We start from the raw sequence: 19,593 nt of genomic DNA, 5'->3' as shown, positions 1-19,593 counted from the left end.
TTACAAAATAAGTTTTGTGAATTTATAGAAAGTGCCTTAAGATTTTTTTATAGGCACTTTTCTATATTAATTAGTCACTTAATACCAAAAGTTATATGCTAGTCTTAGAGTTACCAGTTTTTATAAAATCGTGAATTGCCTCAATTGAGCATTTTACCATACTTTCTACTGCAATATCGGTATAAAAAGCCATGTGCTGTGTAAGTATTACATTTGGGAATTGACGAAGATATGCAATTTTTTGATTACTAATAATATCAGTTCTTTTATCTTGGTGATATAGGTCTTTTTCTCCTTCTATAACATCTAGACCTAAAGCTCCAATCTTTTTTGCCTCTACGCCTCTTATTAAAGCATCAATATCCATAAGTTCGCCTCTAGCGCAGTTTATTAAAACAACGTTATCTTTCATACGATTAATTTTTTCATCATTAATAAGATGATATGTACCTTCTAATAAAGGTGTATGTAATGAAATAATATCTGAGGAAGTTATAATTGTATCTAAATCAGTATATTTAGCGTATTTTGTAACATCAGTATTTTCATGCATATCATAAGCAAGTATTTTACAACCAAAGTTAGATAGATACTTTATAACACATTGTCCAATTTTGCCTGTGCCAACGATTCCAACAGTTAATGTATTAAGTTCACGTCCCTGTAAACCGCCAAGAGAATAATCATTTACATGACCTCGCCACATTGCTTGTTTATAATGCCTTAAAGACATTAACATAAGCATTACAGTATGTTCAGCTACGCCTGTTGGTGGATAATTAGTGTTTGCTATTTTAAAACCAATTTCATGAGCATGAGTTATATCAATGTGATCAAAACCAACTGTTCGTGTAGAGCAGAAGTTAACATTTAAAGATTTAAGGCTGTCCTCCAAGTCGCAAGTTATGTGGCTTTTACCCAAGATTGATATACCATCATAACCTTCTACAATTTTTAAATTATTAAATGTCAAAGGATCTTCTATGCAGGTAATCTCACAGTTATATTGTGCAGCATATTTTTCAAAATATAATTTTTCATCTTCACGTACTTCAAAAGCTAAAATCTTCATAATGTCCCCCTAGAATATCTATTAATTTATTAAAAGCATAGCAAATAATAGAATAGGTTGCTAATATCATTTTTTTTAGCTATAATAACTTAAAGTTATAACAAAAAATAATGGAGAGATATTTATGAATCTTAGACAGTTAGAATACTTTGTTACATTGTCTGAAACCTTGAGTTTTACTAAAACAGCTCAAAAGTTCTTTATATCACAAACAGCTGTAACAAAACAGATAAAATTATTAGAAAACACCTTAGACACGAAGTTATTTAATAGAAATAAACATTATGTAGAGTTAACACCAGCAGGGAATGTGTTCTTGATGGAAGCTAAAGCTATTCTACTTAGAGTTGAAGAAGCAACAGAAAGAGTACATTTAACAACTATTGGCTTTGTGGGACTATTACGCATTGGATTTATAAAGGGCTATGAAAAAACCGCCTTTTCAGATTTGATTTTTCAGCTATACAATAAATATCCTAATATATCAATTACATTTTTTAGAGGAACAGAAAGTGAACTATATGAGAAGGTATTGAACTCCGAATTGGATATTGTATTTAATAGTGTAAAACCCAAAAACATTGATAAAACTTTAGAGATGAAATTAATAGATAAATATCCTTTAAAAGTTGTGGTTCATCCAACACATCCTTTAGCAGCAAGAAAATCAGTACGGTTTGAAGAATTAAGAGGGGAGACTATTTTTAAATATAATGATGGTCAGGATATAGAAGTTACTCTTTTAATGGTATCAGCTAATATGGGGATTGCCGTAATGCCTTCTTACTGCGTACGATATTTAAGTCAATCTCAAAATCTTATGATAATAGCAGTAGAGAATAATAATTTCTATGTTGATATTGCTGCTGTATGGAATAAAGAAAATAATAATCCAGCGTTATTAAGAGTACTTCAGATTATTAAAGAGGCAGAGCAATAGATGCAGTAAATTTGATGATAGAAAGAGAAGGTTTAAAATTGTATGCTTCTGTTTGCATATTATTAAATATTAGTATAAAAATAGTGCGCATAGAGTAACCTCATATGTTTTTTATGTGCACTACTTTATTTGTTAAAGAAATTTAAATACGAATTTTCACGTAATGATACTTGAAGGCAGGCCAGGATTTTATATATGGTATATTTACTGCTTGAGGAGAATGTTGGGTAATAAGAGGTTCACCATTAGAAAAATTTGTTACAATGGTTGAATGAAATATTAACCCTTTTTTGTCTTGGAAAAATATTAGATCACCTACTTCAAGTTCTTTTTTATTTGTGATTTCAATACCTTTTGTGTAGGAAGAATTTTTTTCAGCATTTTCTCTTAGATAATAGTATAAAGAGTGAGCTACCGACCAACTTATTGACCAAGTATCAAGGGCTCTATTTAACCCTTTTTTATACCACCAAGGGCGAACTTTATTGAAATCCATTGGTGCATTTCCTGTAAATAAACACTGAGATATAAAATTTGCGCAGTCTCCACTTTTATCATTTATCAAAGGAAAATATCTATAATTTGGGTTAGGGGTTAATCCGTAGGTAAGTGCATATTTTACAGCAGATGTTCTTGAATATTTATTTTCTCTTTGAAAGGGAAATATATAATACATAGCATAGTCCTTAAAAGTGTTGTCAATTATATATTATGATTTATAAGAAAAAGTGGTAATATTCTTCTGAAAAAATACAAATAAGTGCATTTATTAAAATTATAATAATTATGTTTAATTTTTAACAAAATATTATATACGTTTTCATAGAATGTTTCAATAACTTACTGAAATATTTACTTTTTATTTTAAAAATGTTAACTGCTTATTCATAAGTTAAAACGATTTCCATTTTGATTTATAAACTAAAATCGTATATTATAAACATGTAAGGGAAATTAATCAATAAAGACTAAAAGTTAGCAGGAGGTAATTATATGAAAAAATTATTTAGTTTAGATATTTTAAAGAATAGTGTGATGATGTTAGGATTTTTTCTTGATCCAGAGCTTGTAAGTTATGCTAATAGAAATGGAATAGGACAAATTAAGAATAAAGATTTAAGCAAAAAGAAGGCAGCATAGATTTGCAAAAGATGAGTTTATGCTTTTACCCAAAGAAAAAATATAATATGTGTGAGTTTGCGGGGATAGCTTAGAAAATGGAGAAAAATTATTTTCATAAAGTAATAATAGATTTAAAAATAGTGTATGATTTTTAACTTAAAAGTTGATTATCCTGCACTATTTTTTTAAACATATAAATTCACACATTTAAATAACAAGGATAAACTAATTAATGAAGAAATTTTAATATAGAGGTAAGTTAAATGGGATATTATATTAAAGTAGAATCTGATGTTAAACTTTATATTGAGGATGTTAACCCGCGAGCAAATAAAACAATTTTGTTTTTGCACGGTTGGCCAGGAAGCCATAAGTTATTTGAATATCAATTTGATCAGCTTCCTAAAAGAGGATATAGGTGCATAGGTATAGATCAAAGAGGATTTGGTGAATCGGATAAGCCATATTCAGGTTACAATTATGACAGACTATCAGATGATGTTAGATGTGTGGTAGAAACTCTTTCTTTAAGAAATTTTACTTTAGCTGGACATTCTACAGGTGGAGCTATTGCAATTAGGTATATGGCAAGGCATAAGCAATATGGAGTTAATAAGTTAGCCCTTTTTGCGGCAGCAGCTCCTAGCCTTATTAAGCGCTCTTATTTTCCATTTGGGCTATCAAAAGATGCTGTGGAGGATATTATTAAAGGCACATATGAGGATAGACCTAAAATGTTAAGGCAATTTGGTGATACATTTTTTTATAAATATATAACTGAGCCTTTTTCGGATTGGTTTTTTAATTTAGGACTTCAGGCAGCAGGATGGGCTACTGCTGAAGTAGCAAAAACTTGGCTTGGAGAGGAAGAGTTGTTTTCTGACCTCAAAAAGATAACAGTTCCAACACTAATTCTTCATGGAATTCATGATAAAGTATGTTTATTTCCTTTAGCTGAAGCACAGAAAAGAGGCATAAAGAATTCCAAGCTTGTAAGATTTGAAGAAAGTGGTCATGGATTATTTTATGATGAAAAGGATAGGCTTAACAGTGAGCTTATGAAATTTATAGAAAGATAAAAATGAAGTCTAGGAAACATTACTTCCTAGACTTTATTTTTATCTTTCTATATTGCTTTATTTTTAGAAGTATATTTACAAATAGCAGCTTTTATTGCCATGTAATCAACATCATCTGGCAGTGCATCCTTTATAGGTCTTAATTTAGAGGTACCAAGAATTCTTATTTTTTCATATATTAAATCTTTGTATTCAGCTGGTATGTAGGCATCTAAATTTACATTAAGACCTTCATTTGCGCACTTTAAAATATGTTCTTGTATTGTTGGAATTGATAAATTCCTTATTTTAGCCATATCGGCTATTGTAATTCCCTTTTTGTATAAGTTAAAAGTTTCAATATGTGTAGGTATCTTTTTAGAAAGGAGTTCGGGCACTTTAAGAGTTCCTTTATTATTATCCTCTGGAGTTAAATTTGTTTCTTTAATGTATTCTCTTATCTTCTCTTCAAATATTTCGCCGTATTTGTTGTATTTTATTTCTCCAACACCTTTGATTTGAAGCATAGAATTCTTATCCTTAGGGTAATATTTACACATTTCGCTTAATACAGAATCAGAAAAAATTATGTAAGGAGGAACATTTTCTCTTCGCGCTATTTCTAATCTTAAAGCCTTTAAAATTTCAAATAAAGTATTGTCAGTACTTAATGAAAGTTCTTCTACAATATGGATTTTTTGCACTACTTTTTTGTATCCCTTAAGCACTTCTATGCTTTTTTGAGACATTTTCACTGTAGCATATTCACTATCTGAAAGGTACAAATAGCCATCAGCTATGAGTGTATTTATTAAATTAGTAATTTGTTTTAGCGTACAATCTTTCATTATTCCATAAGTAGATAATTTATCAAAGTTAAATCTCAAAACCTTACTATTTTTAGAGCCTTTTAGAACCTCGGCGATCATAGTTACGCCAAAGTTTTGTCCCATTCTGTAAATGCAGGAAATAATCTTTTGAGCTTCCAATGTTATATCTACTATTTCTACATTGCCAGTACAATTTATACAATTATCACAGTTTTCTACTTCGTAGTTTTCTCCAAAATAGTTTAAAATATATTTTCTAAGACAGGAGGTAGTCATGCAGTAGTTAATCATATCATTTAGCTTTTTTAATTCTATTCTTTGTCTATCAAAGGAAGGTATACTTTGTTTTATTAAGAATTTTTGTATTTGTATATCTTGACCACTAAATAGGATTATACATTCACTTTTTTCACCGTCTCTACCTGCACGACCGGCTTCTTGATAATAAGATTCTAAGTTTTTTGGCATATTATAATGTATTACAAAACGAACATTTGATTTATCTATACCCATTCCAAATGCATTTGTGGCTATCATTAATTTTGTTTCATCATAAAGAAAAAGGTCTTGGCTTTCGCTTCTTTCCTTATCACCCATGCCAGCATGATATTTCCCTACAGAATATCCTTGACTTATAAGCTTTTGATGAAGGGAATCAACCTCTTTTCTAGTCGCAGCATATATTATTCCTGAAAGTTCCTTGTGTTTTGAAAGATATTTTGTTATAAAATCAAATTTATTCTCATTTTTTACTATTGAGAAGAATAAGTTATCTCTATCAAAACCAGTAATAAAACAATTTGGCTCTTTAAGCTCAAGTAAATTTATTATATCTTTCTTTACCTCATCTGTTGCAGTAGCAGTGAAAGCTGCAACAATAGGCCTTTTATCAAATATATTTATAAATGGTACAATTCTTTTATAACTAACTCTAAAATCATGACCCCATTGAGATACACAATGAGCCTCGTCTATAGCAACCATTGATATAGTTAAATCTTTAATTGCATTTCTAAAATAGTCCTGCTCTAATCTTTCAGGGGCCACATACAAAATTTTTAAATGTCCTGAAAGTGCTGACATTAAGATGTCATTTGTTTCTTTAGATGATAAGGTACTATTTATATAGCTTGCATTAACTCCATTTTCTCTTAAGGTGTCAACCTGGTCCTTCATAAGGGAAATTAGAGGAGTTATAACAATTGTTAGTCCTTTCATATAAAGTGCAGGTACCTGATAACAGATGGACTTACCTCCACCAGTTGGCATAATAGCAAAGGTGTCATTCCCATCTAATATACTTTGTATTATGTTTTCTTGTCCTCTTCTAAAAGATGAATATCCGAAGTACTTCTTTAATATATTAAATATGTTCTTGTCCATATTATGCTCCTTAAAACTAAAATACATATAGGATACTTTAAGAACCCTATATGTTAAACTTAACTCATGTATATTTCAAAATATTGAAATTTTAATTATTTTCATACATAAATAAGTTATTAGGTAAACTAAGATCTCTATATTTAATTATAAACAAAAATTAAAATAAATAAACTAGTTTAGAAACTTACTTTAAATATTCTTGCTTGGTTTTCCTGTAAGGTTATACTTATAGTTCCATTAGGTTCTAGCTTTAAGCTTTTTTTCTCTATAAGATCAAATAAAGAAGTAGCATTCATATCATTTGAGAACTCTATTTGAGAACATTCTTTAGAACAATTTAAAGCTACTATTATTTTTTCACTATCGGTATATCTTAAAAAAGCAAATAGTTTATTTGAAATGAAAAGTTGTTTGTATAAACCTTCTGTTAATGCTTCAGAATTTATTCGAATATGGCAAAGCTTTTTTATAAAATTATTCAAAGGTTTGTTTTCTTTAGAGTTTTTTAATTCATTAATTTTTAGTCTAGGTCTTAAATACTTATCAGAGTTATTTTGTTTTACACCAGTTATACCAAAATCACTTCCGTAATAAATTGATGGGATACCAGGTATTGTAAACAAAATAGTATATATAGGATAAATATTAGCTGCATCAATTAAAGTGCTGGCAATACGGTTAACATCATGATTATCAACAAAATTGTATAATGGAATATTTTTATATATACCGCCATCGCCAAATTGTCTATTTAAAGAGTAAGCTATCTCAAAGTAATTTAATGAATTATGACTTGAATAGAGTCCCTTGTAACACTCGTAGTTGGTAACAGAGTCCAATATATTTTTACTTGCAAAGCGTGTATAATCACCAAATATAATTTCCCCTAAAAGGAAGAAATCATCTGATATGCTTTTTGAGAAGTTGGATATTTCTCTTAGAAAGTTTATATCTATGCAGTCAGCAGCATCAAGGCGGATACCATCTATCTTGAATTCACTTATCCAAAAGTTTATTGCATTTAAAATAAAACTTTTCACCTCATTATTGTTAAAGTTTAGTTTGACTAAATCATAACAACCATTCCAGGTATCGTAGGAAAAATCATCATTATAAGGACTTTTACTGTTAAAATCAACACCAGAAAACCAAGTAGCAAAGCTGGAAGTTTGCTTATTTATAATCAAATCCATAAATTGGGGGAAGTTCCTTCCAACATGATTGAATACACCATCTAAAACTACCTTGATGCCATTTTTATGAAGCTTATTTATAAGTTTTTTTAAAGTGTCATTTGTCCCGAGTCTTCTATCTACTGTATAGTAATCTGCTGTATCATAACCATGAGATGTGGATTCAAAAACAGGTCCAAGATATAAAGCAGTTATTCCTAATGATTTTAAATAAGGTATCCAGTTTTCTATCTCCTTAAGTCTTGGTATTGGTTTAGAAGTGAAGTCATTACTTAAAGGTGCTCCGCATAAACCAAGAGGATAGATGTGATAAAAAATTGCTTTTTTAAACCAAGGCATAATTAACCTCCTTAAATATAGGTGAAGTTTAATGTACAGTCTTTATAGCAAGACCCTATAGTATTAATATATATATATGCAGAGCTTATGTTAAAAAGAAAATTTATAATAATAGTAATTCTTTTATAAAAATAACTGTATTAATATAATGAAAGTGATCGGAGATTTAAGTTGGTGAATTTATTTGAAAAAGTATTTTAAGGTGGACGCGTGGAATATTGTTGAGGATAATTTTATGGAGGAAAAAAACAAGATAAGTGAGAGTATATTTAGTATTGGCAATGGGTATATGGGGCAAAGAGGAAATTTTGAAGAGGATTATAGTGGATTAACTCTTAAAGGTACTTATATGGCCGGAATATACTATCCTGATAGAACGAGAGTTGGGTGGTGGAAAAATGGGTATCCAAAGTATTTTGCAAAGGTGCTTAATTCTACTAATTGGATTGGTATTAAGGTAAACGTTAATGGAAAATGTTTTGATATTTCAAGATGTAAAATTGAGAGTTTTAAAAGAGTTCTTAATATGAGGGAAGGCTATCTTTATAGGCAGGTAATTGCAACGTTTAAAGATGGTGAAAGGATAAAACTTGAGACTAAAAGATTTGTAAGTATAGTAAGTAAAGAAATTGGAGCTATAAAGTATTCCATAACACCTCTCAATTTTAGTGGTGAAATAAGTTTCTTTCCGTATCTTGATGGAGATGTAAGAAATGCAGATGCTAATTATGGGGAGAAGTTTTGGAGTGAAGTTTCAAAAGGGATAAGAAAGAATGAAGCACATCTTTTAATAAAAACTAAAAAGCTAGATTTTTATCTTTGTTCTTGTATGAAATATTATATTGTAAGTGAAAGTAAAAAACACAAACTAAGATATAAGGAGGCTTCGAAAGAGAAATTTGTTGGAAGCAAGATTAAGTTATGGCTTAAAGAAGAAGAGGAGGTATCACTTTTCAAATATGTTTCAAATGTCACTTCAAGAGATTTTAAAATAGAAGAACTTATAAATAAGGGAAAAGAGATATTAGACAGTGCAGTAAAAAAAGGTTTTGATAGCCTTCTTTATGAACAGGCCAAAGCTTGGATAAATAAGTGGGAAAAAAGCGATATAGTAATAGAGGATGACTTAGAGGCTCAGCAGGCTATAAGGTATAATATATTTCAATTGAATCAAACCTATACTGGAGAAGATTCAAGGCTTAATATTGGACCAAAAGGCTTTACTGGAGAAAAGTATGGAGGGGGTACTTATTGGGATACTGAAGCTTATTGTCTACCTTTTTATTTAGCAACACAAGGAAAAGAGGTTGCACGTAATCTTTTGTTGTATAGATATAATCAACTTGAAAAAGCAAAGGAAAATGCTAAAAAGATAGGTTTAAAAAAAGGAGCACTTTATCCCATGGTTACCATGAATGGAGAGGAGTGCCATAATGAATGGGAGATTACCTTTGAGGAAATTCATAGGAATGGAGCAATAGCTTATGCAATATATAATTATGTAAATTATACAGGAGATAAAGAATATTTAAAGAGATATGGTATAGAGGTGTTGGTTGAGCTATCAAGATTTTGGGAGGAGAGAGTTAATTTTTCTTGTGATAAGAATAAATATGTTATTTTGGGAGTAACGGGGCCAAATGAATATGAAAATAACGTAAATAATAATTGGTACACAAATAGAATTGCGGCGTGGACTTTGGAATATACAATTGAAATATTAGAGGAGTTTAAAAGTTATAGTGCTTTAAAGGTTAAAGAAAAAGAAGTGAATAAGTGGAAGCATATTGTAGAAAACATGTATTATCCAATTGATAAAAACTTGGGTATATTTTTGCAGCAAGATGGTTACTTAGATAAGGAGCAGCTAACGGTAAAAGATATACCTAAAGAAGAATTGCCTATTAATCAAAAATGGTCTTGGGATAGAATTTTAAGATCCTGTTTTATAAAGCAGGCAGATGTACTTCAAGGTCTATACTTTTTTCAACATTTATATGATATAGATACAATAAGAAGAAATTTTGAATTTTATGAACCTAAGACTGTGCATGAATCATCTCTTTCTCCTTGTATACATTCTATTTTAGCCTGCAAATTGAAAAAAATAGACAAAGCATATGAGCTTTATCTTAGGACAGCTAGATTGGATTTAGATAACTATAACAATGATACTAATGATGGGTGCCATATTACAAGCATGGCTGGCACTTGGATGGCAGTGGTTCAAGGTTTTGGGGGTTTTTATATTAGGAAAGATTTAATTTTCTTAGATCCTATAGTGCCAGATAATTGGAGAGGTTTTTCTTTTAATGTAATGTTTAGAGAGAAGTTAATAAAGGTGAAAGTAGATAAAAATTTTATTGAAGTTAAAAATGAAGGCGAAAACGCTATAAATATAATAATTAAAGGTAAGACATATAACCTTGAAGGAGGAAAAACTGTTATTCATAAATAAGGAAAAAGGCAGCTTTTATGAAAAATAATTGCTGCCATAAATTTATATAAGGTGATTATCTACTTACTTTCCCTGAACCGTCACCATTCATAAGTTTTATAATTTCATCTACTGTTGAAAGGTTAACATCGCCATTCATACTGTATTTTAAACATGAACCTGCTGTTGCAAATTCTATAATTTCTTGATTTGAAAAATTTGAGGTTATAGCATATATAAGTGATGCTGCAAAAGCGTCTCCTCCACCTATGTTATCTACAACATGGATGTCATATTTCTTTGCATTATAAAATTTACTTCCATCATATAGTACAGCAGTCCAATCCACATCTTCGGCTGTAAATCGGTTTCGTAATATAATAGTAGCGTATTTAAGCTGGAATTTTTCTACAAGCTTCTTTAATACGGTGTTACAATCATCACCGTCACCTTCTCCAATAGCCAGTTCAGCTTCCTCTATGCTTCCAAGAGCTACATCACAATATTGTAAAAGTTCTCTTATTGCTTTGCTGAAGGCAGCTGCATCCCATAAGTTTTCTCTATAATTTAAATCTATACTTACTGTTAGGCCTTTTGCTTTAGCAGCTTTTACCGCATCCAATGTGATTTTTGCACATTCATCTGAAAGTGCTGGGGTTATTCCTGAGAAGTGGAACCAGTCTGCGCCATCAAATATTTTGTCCCAATTGAAGTCTTCTCTTTTAGCTTTAGCTATTGCAGAATCTTTTCTATCGTAAACTAATTTTGCAGGTCTTTGAGATTCTCCATTTTCGCAAAAGTAAAGTCCAATTCTGTCGCCACCACGAACTATATCCTTTGTGTTTACTCCGTACTTTCTTAATTCATTTATTGCACACTGTGCTATAGCGTTGTCGGGAAGCTTAGTTGTGTAGCTAACATCTTTACCGAAAACAGCAAGTGAAACTGCAACATTTGCTTCGCTTCCTCCATAAAATGCATTGAACTGCTTAGCTTGAACAAATCTATTATAACCTTGTGGTGAAAGTCTAAGCATAATTTCTCCTAATGTTACTATTCTACCCATATTGTTCACTCCTTGTGATATTTTAATAATAAGTTTACTATATTTGTGTAAAATATCTTTACTCTATGTAACAAGCTGTAAAATACTCCACATTGTAGTTTGATTATATATTAAATAAGTACAAAATTCAATGTTTTTGTTAACCGATTTACATATATTATACTTGATAATTCTGTATCTCCTCGGTTTCTAATAGGTAGACATAAAATGTTTAGATAAAGTGCAATAAAAAATTGCTGTAGTAAGTTATTGCTACAGCAATTTATAAATAAAATTATTTTATATTCTTTGATAGATTATAAACATCATCTTTTACTTTTTGAACTTCATTGTCTTGAGCATCCTTAGTAGGGTACCAACCTTTTTGTTTCATAGTATCAAAAGCCCTGTACTGTGTTTCTTCGCTGCATTTAAGATTATTGACTAATACATTTCTTAAATTTTTACAAGAAGATTCTGTAATTCCTGAACTGTAAGATGATATTAATTGTTTTTCAGAAGATAAAATATCTTCAATTAAATCCTTTTCAGTCATCATAGTTAATGTACCATTCATAATAACTTACCTCCATATATAATTATTGATGTGAATCTAAATAAGCTTTTAGTGAATTAAAATTTTGTTTGTGCATTTGACAGCCTTCATCAAATACAGCTTTTAATTGTGGATCACTGCATATGCTGGAATATTGGCTGCATTTTTTATTAAGAAGAGCTTCAAGAACTATAGTATCTTGTATTACCTTGAGATTATTGCTTTCTATTTGTTTACTTTGAGTGCCTGTCATTTTAAAACCTCCTACTTTTTAAATTACAATACAAAAATATTATTTGTATTTGATAGTGAAATATGTATTTAAAAAAACAAAAAATAAAAAAGGCCGTCTTAAATTAAGACAGCAGGGAGAAGGCTAAGAGGTTAAGAGGAAACAGTAGTACCTTTTACTACTCGATTATAATCTTTCATATTTGCTAAATTTTTAACTTTAATATGATCTAATATATAATTTCTGTTGTTGCTATATAACAGTTCTGAAAATAAGTTATAAAAAAATGTTGTTGGAACATCGCCTAAACCTGAGAAATCTAAAGTTATATCGTCACCTTTACTCTTTAAAATGTGGTATTTTAGTACTACAGCATCCTGACAAGAGAATTTATCACCTAACATGCTTTTTACATTTATTACTTTTTCCATAAATAAAGACCTCCTTTATAGAAATTATCTAACATCTATCTTATGAATCTATTATATAACAGTTTGTTCTATTTGTCAAACTTTTAACAAGGAAAAAATCAATTATTTTTTTGTCTCTAGATAAGTATAAATCCAGCATTGGTAATTTGAGAAGAATTTTAAATTACTTTAACTATGGAGTAATAGCTTGATTTATTTCATTATATAGTCTAAAATTGCTATAGGAAATAAATATAGGATGTCTATAAAATAAAAGCCAATTTGTACATGTTTATAATTTAACACACGTATAAATTAATGAAGAAGTAGAGAACCTATATCAATAAAAATATATGGAGGATTGTAGCTTATGTCAGAGTGTTTTAAGTTAGAATTGAAAAATACAAAACCATACCTTCAAGATGAAGAATTAAAGAATCTAAAGCCAGCGGTAGCAGCTGCTCATGAGGCGATACATAATGGAACAGGTGCAGGTAATGACTTTTTAGGATGGGTTGATCTACCTGTGAATTATGATAAAGATGAATTTGAAAGAATAAAAAAATCAGCAGAAAAGATAAGAAACAGTGTGGATGCATTTATTGTAATAGGAATAGGTGGTTCATATTTAGGAGCAAGAGCTGCTATAGAGATGTTTTCACATTCCTTTAGCTCAAGTATTTCTAAAGAAGAAAGAAAGAACCCTGAAATCTTTTTCTGTGGTAACAATATAAGTTCAACTTACCTAGCTGATCTACTTGAAGCAATAGAAGGAAAAGATATTGCAGTTAATGTAATATCAAAGTCAGGAACAACAACTGAACCTGCTATTGCATTTAGAATATTTAAAGAATTACTTGAAAAGAAATATGGAAAAGAAGAAGCTAAAAATAGAATATTTGCCACAACAGACGCTAAGAAGGGTGCTTTAAAAACACTATCAGATAATGAAGGCTATGAAACTTTTGTAGTACCTGATGATGTTGGGGGAAGATATTCAGTATTAACAGCTGTTGGACTTTTACCTATAGCAGTTGCTGGAATAGATATAGATGAAATGATGAAAGGTGCAGCTAAAGCTAGAGAAGTATATTCAGAACCTGATCTTGAAAAGAATGAGGCTTATCAATATGCCGCAGCTAGAAATGCACTTTATAGTAAAGGTAAATCTATAGAAATGGTTGTTAATTTTGAACCATCACTTCATTATTTCGGAGAATGGTGGAAGCAATTATTTGGAGAAAGTGAAGGAAAAGATGGTAAAGGATTATTCCCAGCAGCAGGAGATTTTTCAACAGATTTGCATTCAATGGGACAATATATACAAGAAGGAAGAAGACAATTAATTGAAACCTTCATTAATGTAGTTAATCCTAAGAAAGAAGTTACAATACAAAAGGATGCTGAAAACCTTGATGGATTAAACTTCGTAGCAGGAAAAACTATGGATTTTGTTAATAAGCAGGCATTTATGGGAACTGTTTTAGCACATCATGATGGAGGAGTTCCAGTAATGGTTGTAAATGTTCCAGAACTTACAGCATATTATTTTGGATACATGGTTTATTTCTTCGAAAAGGCATGTGGAATAAGTGGATATTTATTAGGAGTTAATCCATTTAATCAACCAGGAGTTGAAGCTTATAAGAAAAACATGTTTGCACTATTAGGAAAACCAGGTTATGAAGATTTAGCTAAAGAGCTTAACAATAAATTAAAATAGTAACGTAAAAAATAGGGAGCTATACGCTCCCTATTTTTATAATAATAAGTGAAGAAAACTGTTTTCACTATTCTTAAAAAGAACATTTATACTTAATGCTTCAGCGATATAGAATTTACTTGCAGTTCTAATTTTTTCGCTTCCAGCATTATATTTATCAATACATACATTCCAAGTACTGTCTAGCGGTATTTGAATATCATGTGTGTTTGCGTTGTATATTACCATTATATCTTTAAATGCATCGTTGTTTGCATGATTCTTAAGAATATATCCTATAGAGTTTTTAGGCATATTTTGTGTTATTTCAAGGTGATTTTTTAAATCATTAGGATATACAAATCTAAAAGCAGAATGATTTTTTCTGAAGGCTATAAGGCTTATTACGTAATTTACCAAGTCTTTATTTTTATCTCTAAGATCCCAATCTATCCAATTTATTTCTTTAGCTGAGTTATAACTATTTGTTATTCCAAATTTAGTTCTTGCAAACTCTACGCCACAGTGGAGAAAGGGAATTCCTTGAGAAGTTAAAAGAATGCCTATAGCTAATTTTATTTTTTCTTTACGTATATCATCATTGTCATGGGGATTGGAAGTACACAGTTTATCGTATAAAGTGTTATTATCATGGCAAGAAACATAATTTATAGACTGAGAAGGAGAAGAAAAAATTTTTTTATAATCTTTAACATCTAAGCAACAGCCTAATGTAGTGTATAGTATGGTTTTTTCTAGATTAAATTTCCCGCTGATAAATCCAGTATCTTTTGGTATAAAAACACTTCCCTTTAAGGCATCGCGTATTACATCATTAAAATAACCTATTTCAGGAGTTTTTGAGGAATTTAATATAATTGCTTTTCTTGTCTTTTCAATATTAGTAGTTAAATCCCAGCCTTCTCCATACAACATTATATTACTGTTTATTTTGTTTAATTCGTCTCGAAGTTTATTCATGGTTTCAATATCATGAATTCCCATGAGATCAAATCTAAAACCATCTATATGATATTCTTTTACCCAGTATTTAATTGAATCTAATATAAATTTTTGAAACATATAGTGCTCTGATGCAGTATCATTGCCGCATCCAGTTCCATTTGAAAAGGAATTGTCATCATTGCGCCTTAAATAATATTCTGGAAAAATTTTTTCGAAGTTATTTTCTTTTTCATTCCAAAGATGATTGAAAACCACATCCATGTTTACGCATATCCCATTTTCATGTAATGTTTTTATAAGAGTTTTAAGCTCGTATATTCTTGACCTTGGGTTATAGGGATCTGTAGAGTAAGCTCCTTCTGGTACATTGTAGTTTTGTGGGTCATAACCCCAATTGTAGTTAATAGGATTAGTTTCGTCTATACTTTTATAGGAAAAATCGAATATTGGCATTATCTGAACATGGGTTATACCGAGAGATTTTAAGTACTTAATTCCGGTTGGAATATTATTTATGGTTTTTGAGTTTTCTTCGCAAAGACCCAAGTATTTTCCTTTGTGAAGAATTCCGCTATTAGGATTTAGTGAAATATCGTTAATACTTATTTCGTATATTATAGCGTCAGTGAAATGTTCTATACTTTGGGGCACGAAATCTTTTTTCCAATTTGGGGGATTCGTGCTATAAGAATCTAGTATTGCCCCCCTTAGCCCATTTATTCCTACAGCTTTTGCATAGGGATCAACTACTTCTTTTGTATAATTATAAATTGTAACCTTATAATTATAATAAAAGTTTTTGAAATCTCCTTTTAATATTAAAAACCATAAACCATTGTCCTCTTTCATTTTTATAGAAGTTGCAGGTTCGTTTGAAGTAATGTCATGATTATAAAGTAATAGTTCTATACTAGATGCACCAGGAGACCATATTCTGAAGGTTGTTTTTTCTCTTGTATAGGTGATTCCAAGCTTGCCGTTATAAGCATATTTATTATTAAATTCTGTAGTAGAAAATAATTTATAATAGCTGCACTTTAAGGTTACTTTATCATAACTTACATAATAATTTTTTTTTATATCAATATTATCAATCAAAAGACATACGTTATTTTTATAAAGTCTATATTCGTTTATTTTAATTTCACCATCAGTATTTCGAACAGTAATTTTTGATAAAAGAAAATTAGTAAAATCGTCGATTTGGAATTCTATTTTATTAAATTGAGTAACAAATGCATTGCTAATTACCATAAGTTCCTCCATAAAAATTTTTAGAAATGTATAAGTTCATACATTATATAATATAAAATTATGGGTAAAAAGTAAATAATTATATAACATTTTTTGGAAAAGTAGTATAATATATATAAAACAATTTGTGATTTATGGCATGTGTTTCTAATTCAAATACTCTAATTTGGATTTTTAAACATGCATAATTAATATACTTAGTATTCAGGGGATGATCTTATGAGCGATTTTTATATTGAATTTGATAAAGAAAGCCCACAAAACAAAGAGCAGGAGATAAGAATATGTGTACATGGAAATACCGAGGGAGAATTTTTATATAAGTTTATTGAGGGATTTCGTGGAAAGTGGTCAATAGTTCAAGATTTTTCAAAAGAAAATGAAATTTCATGGATACCTAAAAAGGAGGGTATTTATACCATAATGGTTCAGATATCAAAAGATATTAATGGACCTTTTGAGTTTGTTTTAAGAGAAGACTATGTTATAGGAGATAAGTATAAAAATATTATAAAAGCACTTATTATAGATAAAAAAAGCCTAGTTGTAGGGGAAAAGATAAATGCTAGAGTGGATGCGGTAACATCAGAAAATATACTATATAGATATTGTATAAAAAATGATTTTGAAACAAAAATTTTAAGGGATTACAGTTGCAAAAATGATATATCGTGGACAGCTACAGCACCGGGAAAATATACTTTGATGGCAGAGTGTAAAAATAGTAACTCAATTAATGAATTCGATTCTAAAAAAGAAGTTAGTTATGAGGTTAAGGTTATAAATAAGGTTCAAATAAGGGATTTTAAATGTTTGAATGATGAGCTTTTTTGTGATTCTGAAATTACTCTTGAGGTTGATGCTGTTCATGAAGATAACAGGATGATCTTATATAAATTCATGAAAATGGACAAGGATGGAAATATAAAATGTCTTCAAGACTATTCTACTAAAAAGATATTAAGCTACATAGAAAAAGGTTATGGTGAGTTTAGAATATTATGTTTTGTTAAAGATATGTATTCTCAAAATAAATTTGATGATAGGGCAGTAATAAGCTATACAGTTAAAAAGTACAGAGATGTTAAAATAAAAAGTTTTACTACAGACCTAAGTTCGCCACAGCTTTTAGATACTGATGTGCAGCTTAAGGCATTAGCAAGTGGGGGAAAAAGACTTGTATATAGGTATATTATAGAAGGAAAAGATATTGAAGATAGTGGATATGTGTATGAAAGTGTATATAATTGGAAAGAAAAAATAGCTGGAGATTATATAATAACGCTTATGGTAAAAGATGAATCTTCTAAAGAAAAATATGAAGATATTAAAAAAATAAACTTTGTGATAGATGAAATAAGAAGGCCAGCTGTAAAGATAAAAGATATAATAGTTGATGGAGATAGAGAAATTATTAAGGGGGAAGCTTTAAAACTTAAAGTAAAAGCAGATGGTGGCTTTGAGTTAAGATATGGGTTCGATGTTGAGAAAAGTGGAATAAAGGTTCAAGAAATATCGTACGGAAATCTTTGTTCAGCAAAATTTAAATTTAATGTGCCAGGTACATATAAAATAAATGCGTATGTTAAGGACAAGTATTCGGAAAAGAAATATGATGCTCATGAAGAAGTTTTTATAGAAGTATTTGATTATATGCCAGCATGTATAGATTACGTACTTATAAATAACAACAATTATTACATGGTTGGAAATGATATAGAAGTAGATACTATATTAAAAAACACTCAAAATATGGTCATTAGATATATACTTAAGGTTGATAAGAGAGTTATTCAGGATACTGGATATATAGAATCTAAAAAATACAAGTTTATCCCAAAGTGTACTGGAAAATATGAGATTGATGTGCTTGCAAAAAATAAAAAGAGCATTGAAGTTTATGATGATAAAAAAATAGTAAGTGTATTTGTGCATGATGTTATGCCAATAACAGATACAAAAATACTTTGTGATAAGGGAAAACCTGAGCTTAATGAAACTGTTACATTTAAGGTTAAATGCGATGGAGGGAAAGATGTTTTGTATGAGTTTTACTTAATGGAAAATGGAGAATGGAAACTTATGCAAAAATACAGTAGAAAAAGTTTTTACTCATTTATGCTTTTTAACGAAGGAAAATATAAAGTTTTAGCACTTTGTAAAAGCCAATTTAATATGGCTTCTTATGAAGATTATGATATAATGGAACTAGAGGTTTAAAGTCTTTTAATAATTAGGACGATAATTATTAAAGCTTAAAATTTATTTGAGAGGTGATATTGTGTCTATAAGTAATGATTCTAATGTACAAAATGCTCAGAGATTACTTGAACTTCAGTTATTGACACAAATGTTTAAGAGTTCTTCGTCAGGTATGACGGGAAGTGATAGTAGTAAAACAAATTCCAGTAGCTTTGAGTTTATGATGGAGGGTCTTATTAATTCTATGCAAAAAGCTGATGGAAAATATGACTTAAGTGGATTAGATAATATATTTGGTGGTAGTAGTGATTTAAGCAAACTTGGGTATAATAAAGGGTATAACATGAACACTATTAAAGCTAAGGATGTACAAAATGTAGCAAGTTATGTAAAAAATGCTACTAGTTCGGGAAATGTTTCTATAGATCAGGCTGTTGATGAAGCATCAAAAAAATATGGTGTGGATAAAAAACTTATAATGTCTGTAATACAGCAGGAGTCTGGGTTTGATCCTAATGCTACATCAGGGGTTGGAGCTGAGGGATTAATGCAGCTTATGCCGTCAACAGCGCGAGAGCTTGGAGTAACTAACCCTTATGATGTTCAGCAAAACATAGATGGAGGAACTAAATATTTAAAGCAGCTTTTAAATAATTTCTCTGATATGAAGCTTGCTGTTGCTGCTTATAATGCTGGTCCAGGAGCGGTTCAAAGAAGCAATGGAAATATAGGTAGTCTTCCAAGTGAGACAAGAAATTATGTTTCAAAGGTTTTAGGCTACTATAATTCATAGAGCATATTCCCATAGGAAAAGATTTTTATTTTTCTATGGGATTTTTATATTACATA

16 protein-coding genes are annotated in these 19,593 nt (G+C 29.9%); 7 read left to right on the top strand and 9 right to left on the bottom strand.

The features are described 5' to 3' along the window. Positions 1-91: 91 nt before the first annotated feature. Complete coding sequence (locus tag CA_RS13880) at positions 92-1,072, bottom strand: D-isomer specific 2-hydroxyacid dehydrogenase family protein (protein ID WP_010965979.1); 981 nt, start codon at positions 1,070-1,072, stop codon at positions 92-94. Between the two features lie 124 nt (positions 1,073-1,196). Here CA_RS13880 and CA_RS13875 point away from each other — a divergent pair, with 124 nt between their 5' ends. After that, positions 1,197-2,012: a LysR family transcriptional regulator gene (locus tag CA_RS13875; RefSeq protein ID WP_010965978.1), complete on the top strand. Its 816-nt coding sequence runs from the start codon at positions 1,197-1,199 to the stop codon at positions 2,010-2,012. A gap of 142 nt (positions 2,013-2,154) precedes the next feature. Here the strand turns inward: CA_RS13875 and CA_RS13870 are convergent, their stop codons facing one another. Then, positions 2,155-2,688 (bottom strand): amidase domain-containing protein, encoded by a 534-nt coding sequence (locus CA_RS13870; protein WP_010965977.1) that lies wholly within the window; start codon positions 2,686-2,688, stop codon positions 2,155-2,157. Positions 2,689-3,005: 317 nt separating this feature from the next. On the opposite strand from CA_RS13870, the gene CA_RS13865 reads away from it, so the two are divergent. Next, entirely contained in the window at positions 3,006-3,152 is a 147-nt protein-coding gene (locus CA_RS13865) for a hypothetical protein (protein WP_158306568.1), read from the top strand. A gap of 245 nt (positions 3,153-3,397) precedes the next feature. Further along, positions 3,398-4,213, top strand: a complete 816-nt coding sequence (locus CA_RS13860; protein WP_010965976.1) for an alpha/beta fold hydrolase — start codon at positions 3,398-3,400, stop codon at positions 4,211-4,213. A gap of 47 nt (positions 4,214-4,260) precedes the next feature. On the opposite strand, the gene recQ is transcribed toward CA_RS13860, so the two are convergent. Together recQ and CA_RS13850 are read right to left on the bottom strand one after the other, a co-directional pair. Further along, positions 4,261-6,405 carry a DNA helicase RecQ gene (gene recQ / locus CA_RS13855; RefSeq protein ID WP_010965975.1) on the bottom strand — a complete coding sequence of 715 codons (2,145 nt, stop codon included), beginning with the start codon at positions 6,403-6,405 and terminating at the stop codon, positions 4,261-4,263. Positions 6,406-6,584: 179 nt separating this feature from the next. After that, on the bottom strand, positions 6,585-7,940 hold the full coding sequence (locus CA_RS13850; protein WP_010965974.1) for an alpha-amylase family glycosyl hydrolase: 1,356 nt from the start codon (positions 7,938-7,940) through the stop codon (positions 6,585-6,587). A 184-nt stretch (positions 7,941-8,124) separates the two neighbouring features. On the opposite strand from CA_RS13850, the gene CA_RS13845 reads away from it, so the two are divergent. Next, the gene (locus CA_RS13845; RefSeq protein WP_010965973.1) at positions 8,125-10,398 is read left to right on the top strand and encodes a glycoside hydrolase family 65 protein; all 2,274 of its coding nucleotides are present in this window, start codon (positions 8,125-8,127) and stop codon (positions 10,396-10,398) included. A gap of 55 nt (positions 10,399-10,453) precedes the next feature. Here CA_RS13845 and CA_RS13840 read toward each other — a convergent pair whose 3' ends face one another. The 4 genes from CA_RS13840 to CA_RS13825 all read right to left on the bottom strand — a co-directional run bounded on the left by CA_RS13840 (position 10,454) and on the right by CA_RS13825 (position 12,641). Next, the gene (locus CA_RS13840; protein WP_010965972.1) at positions 10,454-11,443 is read right to left on the bottom strand and encodes a sugar kinase; all 990 of its coding nucleotides are present in this window, start codon (positions 11,441-11,443) and stop codon (positions 10,454-10,456) included. A 274-nt stretch (positions 11,444-11,717) separates the two neighbouring features. Further along, complete coding sequence (locus tag CA_RS13835; RefSeq protein WP_010965971.1) at positions 11,718-11,999, bottom strand: spore coat protein; 282 nt, start codon at positions 11,997-11,999, stop codon at positions 11,718-11,720. 22 nt (positions 12,000-12,021) lie between these two features. Then, positions 12,022-12,231: a hypothetical protein gene (locus CA_RS13830; protein WP_010965970.1), complete on the bottom strand. Its 210-nt coding sequence runs from the start codon at positions 12,229-12,231 to the stop codon at positions 12,022-12,024. Between the two features lie 131 nt (positions 12,232-12,362). After that, on the bottom strand, positions 12,363-12,641 hold the full coding sequence (locus CA_RS13825) for an STAS-like domain-containing protein (protein WP_010965969.1): 279 nt from the start codon (positions 12,639-12,641) through the stop codon (positions 12,363-12,365). Between the two features lie 349 nt (positions 12,642-12,990). Between CA_RS13825 and CA_RS13820 the strand changes: the two genes are divergently transcribed. Then, on the top strand, positions 12,991-14,343 hold the full coding sequence (locus CA_RS13820) for a glucose-6-phosphate isomerase (protein ID WP_010965968.1): 1,353 nt from the start codon (positions 12,991-12,993) through the stop codon (positions 14,341-14,343). A gap of 36 nt (positions 14,344-14,379) precedes the next feature. On the opposite strand, the gene pulA is transcribed toward CA_RS13820, so the two are convergent. Beyond that, the gene (pulA, locus tag CA_RS13815) at positions 14,380-16,542 is read right to left on the bottom strand and encodes a type I pullulanase (protein WP_010965967.1); all 2,163 of its coding nucleotides are present in this window, start codon (positions 16,540-16,542) and stop codon (positions 14,380-14,382) included. 219 nt (positions 16,543-16,761) lie between these two features. On the opposite strand from pulA, the gene CA_RS13810 reads away from it, so the two are divergent. Continuing rightward, the gene (locus CA_RS13810; protein ID WP_010965966.1) at positions 16,762-18,762 is read left to right on the top strand and encodes a triple tyrosine motif-containing protein; all 2,001 of its coding nucleotides are present in this window, start codon (positions 16,762-16,764) and stop codon (positions 18,760-18,762) included. Positions 18,763-18,823: 61 nt separating this feature from the next. Next, positions 18,824-19,537, top strand: coding sequence for a lytic transglycosylase domain-containing protein (locus CA_RS13805; protein WP_010965965.1), 714 nt, complete (start codon positions 18,824-18,826; stop codon positions 19,535-19,537). Positions 19,538-19,593: the final 56 nt, after the last annotated feature.

Source organism: Clostridium acetobutylicum ATCC 824, from assembly GCF_000008765.1.
Taxonomy (GTDB): Bacteria; Bacillota; Clostridia; order Clostridiales; family Clostridiaceae; genus Clostridium_S; species Clostridium_S acetobutylicum.
This window is presented reverse-complemented; position numbering and strand designations above follow the sequence as displayed.

Coding starts and splice junctions, on each gene's coding strand:
- CA_RS13880 (WP_010965979.1), bottom strand. CDS start 1,072: ATGAAGATTTTAGCTTTTGAAGTACGTGAAGATGAAAAATTATATTTT.
- recQ (WP_010965975.1), bottom strand. CDS start 6,405: ATGGACAAGAACATATTTAATATATTAAAGAAGTACTTCGGATATTCA.
- pulA (WP_010965967.1), bottom strand. CDS start 16,542: ATGGTAATTAGCAATGCATTTGTTACTCAATTTAATAAAATAGAATTC.
- CA_RS13840 (WP_010965972.1), bottom strand. CDS start 11,443: ATGGGTAGAATAGTAACATTAGGAGAAATTATGCTTAGACTTTCACCA.
- CA_RS13875 (WP_010965978.1), top strand. CDS start 1,197: ATGAATCTTAGACAGTTAGAATACTTTGTTACATTGTCTGAAACCTTG.
- CA_RS13810 (WP_010965966.1), top strand. CDS start 16,762: ATGAGCGATTTTTATATTGAATTTGATAAAGAAAGCCCACAAAACAAA.
- CA_RS13830 (WP_010965970.1), bottom strand. CDS start 12,231: ATGACAGGCACTCAAAGTAAACAAATAGAAAGCAATAATCTCAAGGTA.
- CA_RS13835 (WP_010965971.1), bottom strand. CDS start 11,999: ATGAATGGTACATTAACTATGATGACTGAAAAGGATTTAATTGAAGAT.
- CA_RS13825 (WP_010965969.1), bottom strand. CDS start 12,641: ATGGAAAAAGTAATAAATGTAAAAAGCATGTTAGGTGATAAATTCTCT.
- CA_RS13820 (WP_010965968.1), top strand. CDS start 12,991: ATGTCAGAGTGTTTTAAGTTAGAATTGAAAAATACAAAACCATACCTT.
- CA_RS13860 (WP_010965976.1), top strand. CDS start 3,398: ATGGGATATTATATTAAAGTAGAATCTGATGTTAAACTTTATATTGAG.
- CA_RS13870 (WP_010965977.1), bottom strand. CDS start 2,688: ATGTATTATATATTTCCCTTTCAAAGAGAAAATAAATATTCAAGAACA.
- CA_RS13850 (WP_010965974.1), bottom strand. CDS start 7,940: ATGCCTTGGTTTAAAAAAGCAATTTTTTATCACATCTATCCTCTTGGT.
- CA_RS13865 (WP_158306568.1), top strand. CDS start 3,006: ATGAAAAAATTATTTAGTTTAGATATTTTAAAGAATAGTGTGATGATG.